This is a genomic window from Pseudoalteromonas sp. Angola-30 (assembly GCF_028599215.1).
GTDB lineage: Bacteria > Pseudomonadota > Gammaproteobacteria > Enterobacterales > Alteromonadaceae > Pseudoalteromonas > Pseudoalteromonas atlantica.
Genome location: NZ_JAQREI010000015.1, coordinates 17,805 through 35,782 on the forward strand (window position 1 = coordinate 17,805; position 17,978 = coordinate 35,782).

The 17,978-nt window shown below is 41.6% G+C and carries 15 protein-coding genes; 13 read left to right on the top strand and 2 right to left on the bottom strand.

Annotation, left to right across the window (positions count from 1 at the left end; all coding sequences use genetic code 11):
- Window positions 1-81: 81 nt before the first annotated feature.
- Window positions 82-1,299 (top strand): S-methyl-5-thioribose kinase, encoded by a 1,218-nt coding sequence (gene mtnK, locus PSH54_RS16015; protein WP_126008583.1) that lies wholly within the window; start codon window positions 82-84, stop codon window positions 1,297-1,299.
- A 36-nt stretch (window positions 1,300-1,335) separates the two neighbouring features.
- Here the strand turns inward: mtnK and PSH54_RS16020 are convergent, their stop codons facing one another.
- Together PSH54_RS16020 and PSH54_RS16025 are read right to left on the bottom strand one after the other, a co-directional pair.
- Window positions 1,336-2,817 (bottom strand): FMN-binding glutamate synthase family protein, encoded by a 1,482-nt coding sequence (locus PSH54_RS16020; protein WP_273606579.1) that lies wholly within the window; start codon window positions 2,815-2,817, stop codon window positions 1,336-1,338.
- Between the two features lie 96 nt (window positions 2,818-2,913).
- Window positions 2,914-4,692 (bottom strand): DUF885 domain-containing protein, encoded by a 1,779-nt coding sequence (locus PSH54_RS16025; RefSeq protein WP_273606580.1) that lies wholly within the window; start codon window positions 4,690-4,692, stop codon window positions 2,914-2,916.
- 355 nt (window positions 4,693-5,047) lie between these two features.
- Here PSH54_RS16025 and PSH54_RS16030 point away from each other — a divergent pair, with 355 nt between their 5' ends.
- From PSH54_RS16030 to PSH54_RS16085, 12 genes are all read left to right on the top strand, one after another.
- The gene (locus PSH54_RS16030) at window positions 5,048-6,034 is read left to right on the top strand and encodes a GGDEF domain-containing protein (protein WP_055019619.1); all 987 of its coding nucleotides are present in this window, start codon (window positions 5,048-5,050) and stop codon (window positions 6,032-6,034) included.
- A gap of 95 nt (window positions 6,035-6,129) precedes the next feature.
- On the top strand, window positions 6,130-6,885 hold the full coding sequence (gene ubiE, locus PSH54_RS16035) for a bifunctional demethylmenaquinone methyltransferase/2-methoxy-6-polyprenyl-1,4-benzoquinol methylase UbiE (protein ID WP_004587478.1): 756 nt from the start codon (window positions 6,130-6,132) through the stop codon (window positions 6,883-6,885).
- Between the two features lie 11 nt (window positions 6,886-6,896).
- Window positions 6,897-7,580, top strand: coding sequence for a ubiquinone biosynthesis accessory factor UbiJ (locus PSH54_RS16040; RefSeq protein WP_273606581.1), 684 nt, complete (start codon window positions 6,897-6,899; stop codon window positions 7,578-7,580).
- A gap of 9 nt (window positions 7,581-7,589) precedes the next feature.
- A complete protein-coding gene (gene ubiB, locus PSH54_RS16045; protein ID WP_138577397.1) occupies window positions 7,590-9,194 on the top strand; it encodes a ubiquinone biosynthesis regulatory protein kinase UbiB in 1,605 nt (534 codons plus the stop codon).
- A gap of 79 nt (window positions 9,195-9,273) precedes the next feature.
- Window positions 9,274-9,528: a Sec-independent protein translocase subunit TatA gene (gene tatA, locus PSH54_RS16050; RefSeq protein WP_004587475.1), complete on the top strand. Its 255-nt coding sequence runs from the start codon at window positions 9,274-9,276 to the stop codon at window positions 9,526-9,528.
- Between the two features lie 11 nt (window positions 9,529-9,539).
- Entirely contained in the window at window positions 9,540-9,863 is a 324-nt protein-coding gene (gene tatB, locus PSH54_RS16055; protein ID WP_256846361.1) for a Sec-independent protein translocase protein TatB, read from the top strand.
- Between the two features lie 48 nt (window positions 9,864-9,911).
- Window positions 9,912-10,652, top strand: a complete 741-nt coding sequence (gene tatC, locus PSH54_RS16060) for a twin-arginine translocase subunit TatC (RefSeq protein ID WP_004587473.1) — start codon at window positions 9,912-9,914, stop codon at window positions 10,650-10,652.
- 1 nt (window position 10,653) lies between these two features.
- The gene (locus PSH54_RS16065) at window positions 10,654-11,184 is read left to right on the top strand and encodes a hypothetical protein (RefSeq protein WP_054983614.1); all 531 of its coding nucleotides are present in this window, start codon (window positions 10,654-10,656) and stop codon (window positions 11,182-11,184) included.
- Entirely contained in the window at window positions 11,184-11,969 is a 786-nt protein-coding gene (locus tag PSH54_RS16070; RefSeq protein WP_273606582.1) for a TatD family hydrolase, read from the top strand. Before PSH54_RS16065 ends, PSH54_RS16070 begins: the two co-directional genes overlap by 1 nt.
- Window positions 11,969-13,816 (top strand): sensor domain-containing diguanylate cyclase, encoded by a 1,848-nt coding sequence (locus tag PSH54_RS16075; RefSeq protein ID WP_273606583.1) that lies wholly within the window; start codon window positions 11,969-11,971, stop codon window positions 13,814-13,816. Before PSH54_RS16070 ends, PSH54_RS16075 begins: the two co-directional genes overlap by 1 nt.
- Window positions 13,817-13,828: 12 nt before the next feature.
- Entirely contained in the window at window positions 13,829-14,839 is a 1,011-nt protein-coding gene (gene hemB, locus PSH54_RS16080; protein WP_273606584.1) for a porphobilinogen synthase, read from the top strand.
- A 130-nt stretch (window positions 14,840-14,969) separates the two neighbouring features.
- The gene (locus PSH54_RS16085; RefSeq protein WP_273606585.1) at window positions 14,970-17,699 is read left to right on the top strand and encodes an ExeM/NucH family extracellular endonuclease; all 2,730 of its coding nucleotides are present in this window, start codon (window positions 14,970-14,972) and stop codon (window positions 17,697-17,699) included.
- The last annotated feature ends 279 nt before the right edge of the window (window positions 17,700-17,978 follow it).

A 17,978-nucleotide genomic window follows, 5' to 3' on the forward strand; every position in this document is an offset into this window, starting at 1 on the left:
GAATAACTCTCAAGTTAGACTTGTAGACATCTAAACATTTAAAGGTATAGAATGCCCAAAAAGGTTATTTGAGAACTCACTATGGCTAACTATGTCGCGTTTGATGCGCAGCGCGCAATTGAATATGTAAATTCGCTAATTGACTCTAAGCAGTATGATTTTTTTAATGCTGGCGCACACTTAACTGCGTACGAATTTGGTGACGGTAACCTTAATTTAGTATTTAGAATTAGCGATGAGCACCATAACAGCATTATTTTAAAGCAAGCACTGCCTTATGCTCGTTGTGTAGGTGAATCATGGCCGCTCACGCTTGATAGAGCCCGTATTGAGGCGCAAGTGTTACTTAACCATGGGGCTATTTGCCCACAAAACACCGCTAAAGTACTGCACTATAACCAAGCTTACGCACTTACTATTTTAGAAGATTTAGGTCACTTAAAAATATTGCGCACTGCGCAGAATAACGCGGAGCAATTTCCTAAGTTAGCCGAGCACGTAGCTACGTATTTAAGCCATACCGGGTTTTATAATTCAGATTTTTACCTAACCGCCCAGCATAAAAAGGCCCTAGTGCAGCAATTTACTAACCCTGAGCTTTGCCAAATTACAGAAGATTTATTTTTTAGCGATCCGTATACAGATCACGAACGCAATCACTTTGACGAGCAACTTACTACACATGTACACGCTTTGCGCGATAACACGGCACTTAAGTTAGAAGTTGCGAAATTAAAAGCTAATTTTTTATCTAACCCGCAAACATTGCTGCACGGCGATATGCACAGCGGCAGTATTTTTGTAGATACCAATACCACTAAAGTGATTGACCCCGAGTTTGGCTTTTTTGGCCCTGTTGGCTTTGATATAGGCTCTTTTATTGGCAATTTACTATTAAATTACTGCGCACAAGCAGGGCATATTGAAGAGTTTGTAGCACGACGAAACTATCAAACGCATTTACTTAGCTGCATTGTTGAAAGCTATAATTTATTTGAGCAACAATGGTTAGCTTTAATTGCCAACCACAGCACAGATCGCACCCTTAATACCGAGGGCTACCCACAGTACTTTATGAAAACCGTATTACAAGACGCCATAGGTTATTGTGGAACAGAACTAATTAGGCGCACCATAGGGCTCGCGCATGTGGTAGATATTGACAGCATTGAAGATGAAAATACGCGCCTTGCAGTACAAAAACAAACGCTGAGCTTAGGTGAGCAACTTATTTTAAATGCCAAAAGCTGTGACAACAAAGATGCCTTTTTTAGTTTATTAATAAGCCAACTAAATTAAAAAAGGCGCCAAAGCGCCTTTTTTATACTAATACTGTTATTGGTAGTTTTCGTAAATTTTATCGAGCGGCTCCGACAGCCCGCTTTCTTGCACTATACGCACGTGTTTACGCCTTAATTCCCGCGCACTCGTTACACCACATGAGTGGGCAATTAAGCCAGCACCGTAATGAATATATTTATTATAATTGGCAACTCGCTGGGCTTTATCTGCAACATTTAACCCACGCTGTAGCCGCTCGTTATGGGTAGTTACACCGGTTGGGCAGGTGTCTTTATTACATTGCATGGCCTGTATACAGCCTAACGCAAACATATGACCACGCGCAGAAACAACAAAATCAGCACCCAAAGCAAGCGCCCATGCCACCTTAGAGGGCACAATTAACTTACCCGATACAATGACTTTAACCCGCCCTGTTAAGCCATGTTTTTCAAGCATATTAACAACCAGCGGTAAGCTTTCGCGCAGCGGTAAACCTACCGAATCTAATAAGGGTTGTGGCGCTGCGCCCGTACCGCCATCGGCACTATCAATAGTGATAAAATCCGGTGCTGATTCAAGCCCGCGATGGTTTATTTCTGCAAATAGTGTTTCTAGCCAAGTGTAATCACCAATAACGGCTTTAAAGCCGGTAGGTTTGCCTGTGGCGTTTCGCACTGTAGCAATCATATCTAATATGTCGCTTGGCTTTTTGATCTCTGGGTGCCCATTTGGGCTAATTGAATCTTTACCCTCAGGGATGCCCCTTATTTTAGCAATTTCAGCATTAACTTTTTTACCTGGTAACATACCGCCTTTACCTGGTTTGGCGCCTTGGCTTAATTTAAGCTCAAACATTTTTACGTTTTTATGCGCCGCAATTTCTTTAAGTTTATCAATACTTAAATTTCCAAGCTCGTCGCGCGCACCATATTTAGCCGTACCAATTTGAAACACCAAATCGGCTCCGCCCTCTAAGTGATAAGGACTTAACCCGCCTTCACCCGTATTCATCCAGCAGCCGGCTAATTTTGCCCCTTTTGATAACGCTCTAACAGCCGGTTTTGAGAGCGCACCAAAGCTCATTCCCGATATATTAAACAAGGAGTTAGTGGTGTACGGCGTTTTACAATAAGGGCCTAAAGTTACATTACTTGGGTCCAGCGCCTCTTCATCTAAGGTAGGGAAAGCACAGTTCATAAACATCACTGTACCTGTTACCTCTAAGCTTTGCGTGGAGCCAAATGCAGCGGTACGATCGACATCTTTTGCAGCACGATACACCCAACTACGCTCTGCTCGGTTAAACGGCATTTCTTCTCTATCGAGGGCAAAAAAGTACTGCCTAAAAAACTCGCCTTGGCGCTCAAAAAAGTACCTAAAGCGACCAATAACCGGGTAATTTCGCCTAATTGCATGCTTTGTTTGAGTAATATCACGAAAATAAAAAACAATAACGGTAAGTACAATTAATCCTAATGCAACAATAAAAATACTCGCAAATACATCAATACTAAAAATAATAAAATCGCTCATCCAAGGCCCCTTGATGGCTGTTTTTAAAAATAAAAAAGGTGTTGCGTCAAAATGACACAACACCTTTCGTTGTTCAAGGTTTATACCTTTAGATAATTAGCTTTGCGTGTTTTCAAGCTCAGCTTTTATATACAAACGAACTTGCTCTTCAAGCACTGATAACGGCACAGAACCATGACGCAATACTTGATGATGAAACTCACGAATATCAAAACGTGGCCCAAGCGCTTGCTCGGCCTCTGTGCGTAAACGCTTGATAGTCAGCTCGCCAATTTTGTACGACAAAGCTTGCCCCGGCCACGAAATATAGCGGTCGGTTTCGGTTTTAACATTGTGTAATGAAAGCGCTGTGTTTTCGCTCATAAAGTTCATAGCGCGCTCGCGGCTCCAACCGTACATGTGCATACCTGTATCAACCACTAAACGAGCTGCACGCCACATTTCATAGGTTAAACGGCCAAATCGGCTGTATGGGTCTTGGTAAAAGCCTGCTTCTATACCTAAGTATTCAGAATAAAGCCCCCACCCTTCACCAAAAGCCGAAAGGTAGGCATCACGTCGGTAGCTTGGTAAGTTTTCAAGCTCTGCATTAAGCGATATTTGTAAATGATGCCCCGGTACGGCTTCGTGTAAGGTTAGCGCCTCTAATACATACAATGGGCGCTTATCTAGCGCATATGTATTTACCCAATAATAACCCGCTTGATCGCTTCGGCTTGAGCCAACATAGCGACCGGTTGTATATTTAGGGGCTATATTTGCAGGTACAGGTGCAACGCCATAGGGCATACGTGGCAGTGTATGAAATAACTTAGGCAGCTGCGCGTCCATTTTTTTAGCTATATAAGCAGCTTCTTTTAATAACTGCTCTGGAGTGGTGGCGTAAAATTGCGGATCGGTACGTAAAAAGTGGATAAAATCGGCAAACGAGCCTTCAAAGCCTACTTCTTTAATTATTTCCTGCATTTCACTGCGGATACGCGCCACTTCAGATAACCCCAGCTGATGTATTTCATCAATGCTCATATTTGTGGTGGTGTAATACTGTGCGCGGTTTTTATAAAATGCCTTACCATTAGGGGTTTGCGAAATACCAATCGTAGTGCGTGCACCTGGCTGATATTGCGTAGTAAAAAATGTTAAATACGCTTTGTAAGAGGCAATAACATCATTTTTTATGATGCGTTTAGCTTTTTGCTGTATCGCTTTAAAGTCGTTTTCACTTAGCCCAGCTGTGTTCGTTTTAAACGGGGAGTAAAAGTCTGACTGTGTTACATCATCTACTATGTATGCGCTTATTGAGTCTTCATACCCAGCTAATACCGCTTGTGGCTGAGTAAGCCCCGTTTCGAGCCCCTTTTTCATCCAATGTATATTTTGCTCAAAAAAGCGCGGCACTTGTTCAAGGCGGGCTAAATACGTTTCTAACTGTTGTGGTTGCTTGTACTGCGAACTATTAATCATATAAGACAAGCTAGAATGGAACCCATACTCAGAAGTTAGCGGCATGTAGTGCGCATTAAATACATATTCATCAACACTGTTTTGTACTTGCGCACGAATAATACTGAGGTTAATACTGTTTTCACTTGAAAGCTCATCGCTATCAATTGCATCTAAACGACTTAATAATGCTGTTTTTTCCTCATATTGCTGCTTTAAAAATTCGGCCGATAAATTAGGTAATAAATAGCCATCAACCCCTTCAGGCTGTGTGTAGGGATTAACACGTTTGCGGTAATCAACAATACTTTGCGCCACTTGTTCAAATTGCGTGTTTGCATTGGGGCTTGTTAATGTACATGCGCTTAGCGTGCCAAAAAGTGATAGCACAAGCAGTGTGCGGCAAATTCGCGGGGGTAAGGAATAATTCATTTTAGTTTTACTTAACCATACAATAGATTTCACAAAACTATCGTAGGCTGAGTAAATAGCAAGACAAATGCGATTAATCTCAATAACACACGCTTAATTGGAGCGGGTAAAATAAGCCGAACCCGCCTAAATTAAGCTAAATACGTGCTCTTTGATGATAAAATCAGCTATTAGGCAGCAAAAGTAAAAATTTAAGTTCACTAATACTGGTTTTTACTTTTAAATAGCCTGCTTAACGATTATTGTAGTAAAAAAATAATAAAGCTTGGATGCATTGCCGCCTCATTGAAGAGTTATTTTAATGTGTAATTTAATGCGTACTTAGTTGGTAGTTAAAATGATGTTCCATGATTCCATGGCTGTAGCTCAAGAAAAAATGACGAATGTATGCCTGTTTTTAGAACGTCATACGCTGCCTCCCTCTCCGTTAAATTACCACGTTGCCTATACCTATATTAGTAAAGTAAATCCTCAGCTAAATAACGCCATAGATGAGGCCATTACTAATAAAGCCCAAATTGATAGTATTTTGATTGAGCAGCTCTACTTTGAGTTTTTAAACGAAGGGCATACCACGCAAGTGGCAATGATTAATAACGTAAATGGGGTTATTGATTCACTGTCGCGCAATGCGCAATCAACCGAAAAACAAATTGTTAGCTTTGCCGGCCAAGTAAGTGAGTGCATGCACACGCTTGATGAGAATAATATAGAGCAAAGCCGCCAAGCACTCGATACGTTAAACACGCAATCAGCCACGTTACTTGAGCAACACAAGCACTTTAAACACGAGCTATATAAAGCTAAAAAGTTACACGAAAAAACCCAAAAACAGCTGGCGCAATTACGTAAGCAGCACATTATTGACTCACAAACGGGGCTGTATAAACGTCATTATTTAACGCAGCAAACCCAACTATGGAGCAACCAAGACAAATCAATTTGCGCAATTGCTATTCAAATAGATAATTTAGATCATTTTGTAGATAATTACGGCGATATAATTGGCGAAGTTATTTTGAACAAAGTGGCTAAACAAGTAAAAAAATATGTCTTTCAAAGTGGTTTACCTGGGCGCACAGCAAAGGACCAATTTACCGTATTACTGCCAGATATAGACCCCGAAACCGCCAATGTTATTGCTGAAAAAGTGCGTAATGGCGTAGAAAAACTTCGTTTTGTTAGCTCAAAAAGCGGCACTAAGCTGCCTGGCATTAACTTATCTTTAGGCATAGCGCAGCAACTCAAAAATGATGACTTTAACCAGTTAGCTAAAAAAGCCTCGCAAGCGGCATTTAAAGCACGCTCACTGGGGCAAAGTAGCTTTACAGCTGGCCACTAGGTTTTACGCTAAATTACCTGATAAATCATATTCAAATTGCACCTGCAGTGTACAATCAAGTACACTAGTCTTTATTGCCACGATAGAGACTAACCATGAACGAAACAGAGCAAAAGACCACGCATTTTGGCTATAAAACCGTAGCCGAAAACGATAAAGCCTCAATGGTTGCAGACGTATTTCACTCGGTTGCAGCAAAGTACGATGTAATGAACGATTTAATGTCTTTTGGTGTACATCGATTATGGAAACGTCAAACTATAGCCAGCTCAGGTGTGCGCAAAGGCCACCACGTCCTTGATTTAGCAGGCGGCACTGGCGACCTAACAGCAAAATTTAGCCAACTAGTCGGTGACACCGGCCAAGTAGTTTTAGGTGACATTAACTCATCAATGTTAAAAGTGGGCCGTGAAAAGCTGCACAACTTGGGTTTAGTCGGCAATATCGACTACGTGCAAATGAATGCCGAAATGCTGCCATTTCCAGATAACAGCTTTGATGTGATCACGATTGCCTTTGGCCTACGTAATGTAACCGATAAAGACAAAGCTCTTCGCTCTATGTACCGTATATTAAAGCCAGGTGGACGTTTATTAGTATTAGAGTTTTCCAAACCTGAGCATGAAATTTTAAGTAAAGCGTACGATTTTTACTCGTTCAATCTATTACCAACTATGGGTAAAGTAGTAGCGAACGATAGCGAGTCATACCAATACTTAGCTGAGTCGATTCGTATGCACCCAGACCAAGAAACCTTAAAAGCAATGATGGAAGAAGCAGGCTTTGAACAAACAACGTATCAAAACCTAACCGGTGGTATTGTTGCACTGCACCGTGGTTTTAAATATTAAGGCAGGCAGTTATGGCGTTTGAGCAAAAAAGCGAGCATGTGGTCGCAGCAAAACCCGGTTCGCAGTTTTTTATGTTACCTAATTTTGTACTTTCGCTTATAGAGCGAGTGCTTAATAAGGTACTGCAACTCGACGCCACCTTAATAGATAAGCTCAGTGCAGTTAAGCACAAACCATTAAAGGTCGAAATCCGCAATTGGCAGCAGCAAATAGTATTAACCTTTGATGGTAAACTATTACACCTTTACAGTGCCAGCGATGAAAATAGCGCAGAGTGTATGATCAGCGCAGATATAGATACTCTTATGGCGCTTAAAGACCCAGCCATGCTTACACAGCTCATTCGTCAAGATAAGCTAGACCTGCAAGGCGACTTAAACGTCGCTCAGGCATACAGCGCCGCATTTTCTGGGCTAGATATAGATTGGCCTGAGCAACTATCGCACTATATTGGCGATGCGCCCGCACAACAACTTTACATACAGCTAAACGCTTTACGCAGTAAAGAGCGTAAAGCGCGTCAGCAAATTAGCACCACATTAACCAGCCTATGCCAAGATGAGCTCGCTGTAACTATTCACCCTTTAGAGCTTGAACAATTTAAACAACAAAACCGAGTGTTAAAAGGGCAAGTGGCCGCTATTGAACAACGCATAAATGCATTAATCAACTCTTCTAACACCAACAGCCGCTAAGGATTTTTTGTGTCGACTGCTCGATTGTATTACATCACTAAAACATTACTTAGCTACGGATTAGATGAGTTAATACCAAAACAAAAAATACCTTGGTACGCTAAAATTGCGCGTGGTAGCTTGTTTTGGTTACGTAACCAGCACAAAAATAAGCCAGCGGGCTTGCGCCTGCGCTTAGCCTTGCAAGAGCTTGGCCCAGTGTGGATTAAGTTTGGCCAAATGCTTTCTACCCGCCGAGACTTACTTCCTCACGACATTGCGTTAGAGCTTGCTTTTTTGCAAGACCAAGTCGAGCCTTTTGAGGGCGAACTTGCCCAAAAAATAATTGAAAAAGCGCTCGAAATCAGCGATATAAACCAGTTATTTAGTGAGTTTTCGCAAACCCCATTGGCCTCAGCGTCTATTGCGCAAGTGCATACTGCTAAGCTAGTTGATGCCCATAACAATACCCAAGATGTTGTTATAAAAGTGATTAGGCCAAACATAAAAACACAAATTAATGCCGACTTAGCACTTATGGAAAAGCTCGCTAAAGTGCTTGCCAATGTACACAGCGAAGCAAAAAGGTTACGCCCTGTCGAGGTGGTCAAAGAGTATAAAAAAACCTTGCTAGATGAGCTCGATTTAATGCGCGAAGGCGCAAATGGCATACAACTTAAGCGTAACTTTGAAGGCTCTGATTCGTTATATATCCCGGCTGTTTATAGCGATTATAGCCGCAGTAACGTTTTGGTTATGGAGCGTATTTACGGAATCCCGGTCTCAGATACTGAGTCGTTAATTGCGCAAAATACCAATATGAAATTACTCGCTGAGCGCGGTGTAGAAGTGTTTTTTACCCAAGTATTTAGAGACAGTTTTTTTCATGCTGATATGCACCCTGGCAATATATTTGTCTCTCGCGAGCACCCTGAAAACCCCATGTATATTGGTATCGACTGTGGCATTGTTGGCACATTAAACAAAGAAGATAAACGCTATCTCGCAGAAAACTTTATCGCCTTTTTTAATCGTGACTACCGCCAAGTTGCTCAGCTACATGTTGACTCGGGCTGGGTTCCGCCTGATACCAGCATAGAAGAGTTTGAATTTGCAATTCGTACCGTGTGCGAACCTATATTTAATAAGCCGCTGGCTGAGATATCGTTTGGCCATGTACTCGTTAATTTATTTAACACCGCACGCCGCTTTAACATGCAAGTACAGCCGCAGTTAGTATTATTACAAAAAACGTTATTATACGTTGAGGGCTTAGGGCGTCAGCTTTATCCTCAGCTTGATTTGTGGAAAACCGCTAAGCCATTTTTAGAAGATTGGGTAAAACAACAAGTTGGACCGTTATCAGTAATGAAACAAATGTATGCTAACTTGCCATTTTGGGCTGAAAAAATGCCAGAACTACCTGATTTAATTTATCAAAATTTAAAACGTAGTCCGCAAATACAGCATTCTCAGCCAAGTAAAGTGTCACACAAAGCGCTAGTACTTAGCCTATTTGGCAGTGCTACACTGATTGTATCGGCACTGTGTTATCTGCAGCACGACCTCATAGCGGCAGGCGTAACATTAGCAGCGTCTGCAATTAGCTTTATTGTGGCGTGGCGTAACACATAAACTAAGTGCTATTTATGCCACAGGGCGTATAATTAGTACTTAAAATAAACATTTAAGCATTTATCAGTTGGAGATAACCATGGGTTTAGGTGGCATTAGTATTTGGCAATTATTGATTGTTTTAGCGATTATCGTACTTCTTTTTGGTACTAAAAAACTACGCGGCATGGGTGGTGATTTAGGCGGTGCAGTAAAAGGGTTTAAAAAAGCCATGTCTGATGATCAAACTAAAGAGACTGAAAGCGAAAAAGCAGAGCAAATCCAAGAGTCTCAAAAAGCAGCGCCAACACAGACACAAAGCACTGAAAAAACCAAAGACGATACTAAGGTTTAAGCAATATGGGAATGTGGGAGCTCGTTGTTGTTTTTATTGTTGGCCTAGTGGTACTTGGCCCTGAGCGGTTACCGGTTGCCATTCGCACCGTAATGCGCTGGGTAAAAACCGTTAAGTCGATGGCCAACTCAGTTAAAGCAGAAGTGAGTGAAGAGCTACGCATACACGAGCTTCACGAAAATCTAAAAAAAGCAGAGCAACAAGAGCTTAAAGATTTAAGCCCTGAGCTACAACAATCGGTTGATGAACTGCAAAAAGCAGCGCAGTCGGTTACTCATAGCTATAAAAACACTTCAAGCACATCACCTAACGAACAACTCGATGAAAAAAAGTGAAATTAATTCCCCTATTTGTGGTCAACTTATTACGTGGTATAAAAAATAATGTCTGAACAAGCTAAATCAGGGTTCGTCGCTCACTTAATTGAGCTGCGCGATCGGCTTATTAAATCACTTTTTAGTATTTTAGTGATATTTATTGGCCTAGTGTATTTTGCCAATGATATATATGAGTTTGTAGCCGCCCCTTTAGTCGCACATTTACCAAGCACTGCCACTATGATAGCTACCGATGTTACGGCACCGTTTTTTGCACCGTTTAAGCTAACGCTATTTGTTGCCTTGTTTGGCGCTATTCCGTGGATATTGCATCAAATTTGGGGATTTATAGCACCTGGCTTATACCAACACGAAAAACGCATGCTAATGCCAATTTTGGCCTCGAGTATTTTGCTATTTTATGGCGGTATCGCTTTTTGCTACTTTATAGTGCTTCCTATTATATTAGGCTTTTTTACTAGTGTAGGGCCGCAAATGATGACCCTAGCACCGGATATTAGTAGCTATTTAGGATTTGTACTTAAGCTATTTTTTGCATTTGGTGTGGCGTTTGAAATACCCGTAGCCATAATGTTGCTATGTTGGAGTGGCGCTACAACCACGCAGAGTTTAAAGCAAAAACGCCCTTATATTGTGGTTGGTGTATTTGTTGTGGCGATGTTTTTAACACCGCCCGATGTGTTATCACAAACACTATTAGCACTTCCTATGCTGCTTTTATTTGAGCTAGGGTTAATTTTAGCGAAATTTTATAGCGCTAAAGAACAACAGGAATCTGAGGAATAAAATGAAAAAACAACTACTCTCACTACTGGTTTTACTAAGCGCACCGACGTTTGCAGCGCAAGAAATTAACGTGCAAGCTTTACAAGCATGTAGCTTTATTGAAAACGACTTTAACCGTTTACTATGTTATGACAACACAGTGGCAGGTAAACCACTTACTAAGCCTAGTGAGAAAAAAACCCTTACCCCACCAAAAGCCGTAACCAATGTATCGCCAAACGTAAGTGCACCTGTTGCAGCTGTTTCTAAAGCAGCGCCTGCTGCTAAAGCAGATGATTTTGGCCTTGAGCATAAAGAGATCACTAAAGATAAAGACGAAAATATCACAGCATTAGTATCATCAGTTAGAAAAGCTCCTTATGGCGAGCTCATTATTACCCTTGATAACGATCAGCAATGGCGTCAAATTGGCTCTGACAGTCTTAAATTAAAAGAGTCAGACACAGTGGTTATTAGCCGCGGTGTATTTAATTCTTTTTTACTTCGTAAAGATGGTCAAAACCGCTCAATCCGTGTGAAGCGCACTCAGTAATGACCTACACGTTAGTTGATGCCGGCGTTAATTTAACCAATCACCAGTTTGAAGGTGAGCATCAGGCCATTATTGCCCGCGCAAATGCCGCGGGCGTGCAAGCTATGTTACTGATCGGCTGCGATGTGCCTAGTAGCGAACAATCGCTTACATTAGCAAAACAATATAATCAGTTTTCTACTGCTGGCGTGCATCCACATGACTCTAAAGACGCCACCGATGAACTTGAAACCACTTTAACGCAGCTTGCTAGTAACGATTGCGTTGTGGCCATTGGTGAGTGTGGGCTTGATTATAATCGCGATTTTTCTCCTCGCGATATTCAGCGCAGCGTATTAAAACGCCAGTTAGCGTTAGCTGAAAAACTAAACCTACCTGTTTATTTACACGAACGTGACGCAAGCGAAGATATGCTAAATATTTTGGCTAACTATAACGTACGTGGTGTGCTGCATTGCTTTACAGGCAATGCCCAAGCACTTAAAGATTATTTAGAATTAGGCCTTTATATTGGCATTACTGGGTGGGTGTGTGACGAGCGCCGCGGTAAAGCATTGCAACAATTGGTGCCAAGTATCCCGCTTGAGCGGTTATTAATAGAAACCGATGCGCCTTTTTTAATTCCACGCACAATAACCCCTAAACCAAAATCACGTAAAAATGAGCCCGCCTATCTTAGCTATGTGTGTGAAACACTCGCTAAGCTTTATAACGTTGAACCAAGTACTATTGCCACCCATAGTACGGCTAACTTTTATAGCTTATTTGATATAGCAGGTCGCTAATGACAAGCCCAAAGGCGCTATTTAGCCTATTTATGCTCCTTTGTTCATTTTGCAGTGTTGCAAACCCCGTAATTTCTGAAAATTTTAAAGCAATAAAAATAGACACCCTGAGCTATTCGTTTACGCCCACCACAGCAAACAATGCCTACCATGAGGTTAACGACTGGCAAACAGTAAGTGATAAGCCATTAAATTTAGGGTTTGAACAACGCCCTGTATGGGTCAAGTTTACAGTTAAAAATACCTTAAATAACAATATAAGCCCTATTTTATCGCTCGATAACCCGCTGTTAAATGAAGCGCAAATTTTTCATTTTTATAATTCAGCACTGCTCTCACACATGCAAACTGGCGATAACTTTAAGCTCTCATCACGGCTAATAAAAAGTGAATCTTTATTAGCAACCTTGAGGCTGCCGGCAAATAGTATTAGCACCGTAATAATGAAGGTTAACAACAGTGCTGGGCTACGCATCCCGCTGACTTTATGGCAACCAGATGCCTACCTAGCGCATAAAGGTAAACTTAATTTAATTTATGGCTTACTCATTGGTTTTTTATTTTCATTGGCCATAAGTTGCTTGGTTTTGTATGGGTTTTCGCGCAAGTTGTATTTTGCTTATGCAGGCATTGTTACGCTGACCTTAGGTGTGCTACTGGCTTATTTATGCGGTTTTGGCGCTCGTTATTTTCATCCAAATTCGCCTTCATTACAGCAAGTAATGATACCTGTTTTACTAATGCTCACTACGCTTGCTTTTGTGCCGCTACAAAAACAACTGTGCCAACCTAAAGCCTCTAAACTACTAAAATGGCAAACCATTGTTGCTAATATTTACGCAATTAGCCTGCTGTTTATGTGGGCTTTACCTAGCACAGTGTTTACCCCATTTAGCTTACTGGCGAGCCCGATTGTTATTATTTATTGCTTGGTAAGCGCCTACATCTGCCAGCAAAATGCGCCTTCAAAACCAATTCAAGCACTACTAATTGCACTCATGCTATTTTTACTTGTTATGGTGTACCTTATTGTTGCGGTATTTGGCTTATACCCTTTAGGTAGAAGTAGCTTAGCTTTTGTTTTTATATGCTTTTTTGGTAGTACATTTTGCCTATGTTATGGCGTTATGAAGCGCTTTATTTTAGAGCGTGATGAACAAGTTATTGCTCAACAAACCTTGATTGCTGAAAATGCAGCCCAAGATACACTATTAAATGAGCGACTCGCGCTGCAAGCCCAAACACAAAAAGAATTAGAGTCGTTAGTTGATGAGCGCACCTTTGAGCTACAAGTCACTTTGCGTGAACTAGAAGATAAAAACCGCGAGCTTGAGCTACTTAATATGGAAGACGCGCTGAGTGGCGTTAAAAATCGTCGCTTTTTTGATAAAAAATTAGTGATGGAACTGCGTCGCTCTCGGCGTGAACAAACGCCTTTGAGTATGATTATGCTCGATATAGACCGGTTTAAACGCGTAAATGATAACTACGGGCACTTAACCGGCGACCAAGTAATACGCGCTGTAGCCGACATTATAAAACAGCATTTAAAACGCCCGTTGGATGAAGTGGCTCGCTACGGCGGCGAAGAGTTTGTTGTTTTGCTACCTAACACCCCAAAAGAAGGGGCTGTTGATATTGCTGAAAAAATTCGCCAAGCCGTAGAGAGTAATACCGTAAACGTAGCCGGAACATCCGTAAAAGTAACCATTAGTGCTGGCGTAAACAGCGCTGTAGTAAACGATATTAGTAACCCTGAGCTATTTACAGACGACGCAGATAAAGCGCTCTATTTCGCTAAACAACATGGCCGAAATCAAGTAATTAGTTTTCCAATTCCACAGTAGGAGCTTAGTAACATGGCCCAATCAGGACTCGACCTTTTCCCATATACTCGCATGCGTAGAATGCGCCGTAATGATTTCTCTCGTCGCCTTATGGCTGAAAATCAGCTGAGTGTTAATGATCTTATTTACCCTGTTTTTGTGCTTGAAGGCAAAAACCGCCACGAAGCAATTGAATCAATGCCAGGAATTGAGCGTTTATCAATTGATTTATTGCTTGAAGAAGCTAAAGAGCTTGTAGATTTAGGTGTACCTGCCGTCGCTATTTTTCCGGTAACCCCTGCTGACAAAAAGTCTTTGATGGCCGAAGAAGCCTACAGTGAAGATGGCTTAGCACAACGCACAGTTCGTGCTTTAAAAGAAGCTTTTCCTGAGCTTGGGGTTATTACCGATGTAGCCCTTGACCCATTTACTACTCATGGCCAAGACGGCATTATTGATGATGAAGGTTATGTAATTAATGACATAACCACTGAAATTCTTGTTAAGCAGGCGCTTTCGCACGCCGAGGCAGGTGCCGATGTTGTTGCACCCTCTGACATGATGGATGGCCGTATTGGTGCTATTCGCGAAGCACTTGAAGCAGATGGACATATTCACACACGCATAATGGCTTACTCAGCTAAATATGCCTCTAGCTATTACGGGCCGTTTAGAGACGCTGTTGGCTCTGCAGGTAACTTGAAAGGGGCCGACAAAAAAACGTATCAAATGGATCCTGCCAACTCTGATGAGGCAATTCGTGAAGTGGCACTTGATTTACAAGAAGGCGCCGACATGGTGATGGTGAAACCCGGTATGCCGTACCTTGATATTGTTCGTCGTGTTAAAGATGAGTTTGGTGTACCTACTTTCGCATATCAGGTCAGTGGCGAATATGCAATGCACAAAGCGGCAATCGATAACGGCTGGTTGAGTGAAGAGGCCACAATTATGGAATCTTTACTGGCATTTAAACGCGCCGGAGCGGATGGTATTTTAACGTATTTTGCCAAGCAGGCCGCGCAATGGCTGCAAAATAAGTAAACATGTTATCAAAGGCGGTACGCCGCCTTAATTTTTTTACAATCATTAACATATTTGTATTCTTTTTGTCATTTAGATTGCCTAAACTGGTGTCCCATTTTGGGATTTAAATACACGGGAATAATAAAAAATGTTAAAAACGAAAATAACGCCACTGGCGCTTGTATTAGCAAGCCTCAGTGCACCAGCCTCCGCCGATCTAATCATTTCTGAATACATCGAAGGCAGCAGCAACAATAAAGCGATTGAGCTTTATAACAATGCTGATACAGAGCTTTCTCTTGAAGGTTATACTTTAGGACTTTATTCAAATGGTAGTAGTTCGGTAGGTAACTCAATTGATTTATCAGGCACATTGGCTGCCAATACCACCTATATAATTTCAAACCCTAGTGCAGACGCTGCCATTCTTGATATTGCAGATGAAACCAGCACAGTAACTTACTACAACGGTGACGATGCCCTTGTTTTAACTAAAGATGGTGTGGTAGTTGATAGCTTTGGCCAAGTGGGTGTTGATCCTGGCTCTTTTTGGTCTGATGATACCGTACAAACTCAAAATAAAACCTTACGAAGAAAAAATAGCATCACAACGGGTCGAACTGACTCAACTGCAACTTTTAATCCTAGCGATGAATGGGAACAGTTTGATATTGACACCTTTGACGGCTTAGGCTCGCATGCTGGCGATGGTGGTACGGCTCCTGCGCCAGACCCTGAGCCAGAACCATTAGAACCGCTTGTATGTGGCGCAGATAAAACGCTAATTAGCGCTGTGCAAGGTTCTGGTGAAGCAAGCCCGTTAGTAGATACCCTTGTTGAAATTGAAGGTATTGTCACTGCCGATTTTCAAGGTGAAGATGGCTTAGATGGTTTCTTTGTAAGCTCGCTTGCTGCAGATGTAGATAACGACCCAATGACCTCTGAAGGTCTATTTGTATACTTTACTGATACCGATGTAAATGTAGGTGACCACGTGCGCGTACAGGGTACGGTTGATGAATACTATGATTCAACACAACTTGCAGATGTAACACAAATTGCAGTATGTGGTACTGACGAAGTGGCCTCTGCAACCTCAATAAGCTTACCTTTAGAGAGCCAAGCTGACCTAGAAGCTTATGAAGGTATGCTAGTAAGCCTAGATCAAACACTTGTAGTTACTAACAACTACGGCTTAGGTCGCTATGGTGAAGTAGAGCTAGCCACTGAGCGTTTATACCAAGGTACTCAAGTTGCATTGCCAGGTGATGCAGCCAATGCTGTTGAAGCGGCTAACTTGACTAAAAAAATCTTATTAGATGATGGCTCTACAGCTCAAAACTCAGATCCAACGGCTTACCCAGCGCCAGGCCTATCGGCAGAAAATACTCTACGTACCGGTGATACTGTAAATGCGGTAACAGGGGTAGTTACATACAGCTTTAGCACGTATCGCATTCACCCAACAGTTACACCACAGTTTATAGCGACTAATGCGCGTGAAGATGCGCCTGAGCAAAGTGAAGAAGCCGATTTACGAATCGCCAGCTTTAACGTACTTAACTACTTTAACGGTGATGGCCAAGGCGGTGGTTTCCCTACTAGCCGTGGTGCAGACTCAGAAGAAGAGTTTGTACGTCAAGAAGCAAAACTTGTAAGTGCTATTAGTGCAATGCAAGCTGATGTTGTTGGCTTAATGGAAATTGAAAATGATGGCTTTGGAGAGTTCAGTGCTATAGCAAGTTTAGTAAATGCATTAAACGATGCTGACAGCGCTAACAACTACGCGTTTGTAGATTTTGACGTAGCCCAAATTGGTACCGACGAAATCACCACTGCCCTTATTTACCGCGCAGATAAAGTAGAAGAAGTAGGCACAGCCGCTATTACTACTGATTACCCGTTTGATTACAGCAACCGTGCCCCAATTGCACAAAGCTTTAAGTCACTTTCAACAGATGAAGTATTTACTGTTTCTGTAGCCCACCTTAAATCTAAAGGGAGCTGTGGTGATGATAACAACGACGACCTAGGTGATGGCCAAGGCTGTTGGAATGAAATTCGTACCGAAGCTGCTGATGCGTTTACTGATTGGTTAGACAACAAACCTACTGGCGTAGATGACGAAGATATCATTCTTGTTGGTGATATGAACGCTTATGCAATGGAAGATCCAATCCGTAAGTTTGATGAAAAAGGCTATAAAAACGTAGTCGCAGAGCTTGATGGCGATACACTAAGCTACTCTTATAGCTTCTCTGGTCGTGCAGGTAGCCTTGACCATGCTTTAGCAACCGAGTCTTTACTAAGCAAAGTTGTTGCAGCAAATGATTGGCATATCAATGCTGATGAGCCTATCGTGCTTGATTACAACCTAGAGTATAAAAGCGAAGGTCATCAATCTACGCTATACGCAGAAGGGCCATACCGTGCATCTGATCACGACCCAGTTATTGTAGATATAAAATCTGAAGTAGTACTTACCCCTGAAGAGCAAACACCGGTAATTGCACCTGATCAAATATTCACAGTAGATGAAAACAGCGCTGTAGGCACTGTGATTGGTACACTTGATTTTAGCGATCCTAATGCTGATGTATCACCTGTGGTTAAATTTATCGTATCAGGTAACGATTCTGTATCAATTAACGAGCAAGGTCAGTTAATTGTTGCAAGCGAAGTAGATTACGAGTTTGAAAATCGTATTACCCTTACAGTACAAGCAGAGGATAGTGTAGGTAACGTATCTGAAGCACAAACGGTTGTAGTAAGAGTAAACAACCTACGTGGTGATGACGATAACGACTCAGGCTCATTGCTTTGGTTATCTCTTTTATTAGCACCACTTTCATTAGTGCGCAGATTTAAGAAAAAATAACGAGTGATTTGTTTTAAAGCCGCATTTTTGCGGCTTTTTTTATGCTTATAAAAATGTAATTCAGACAAGCTTCAGTAAACAACCCTTAATATCTTCCATACCGTTTATTAACTATTAATAGAATTAGCCGCGCAACAAATACATTAAATGAGTATTTTTTACACATAAGCCGTAGTTAAAACCCTTTTTAATAAATTTAACTGTTGAAATGTAAACACTTTATTTACGGATTAAAAGTTGCACTATAAGTTCGTCACCCTTGTGTAGTAGTTAAGTAAC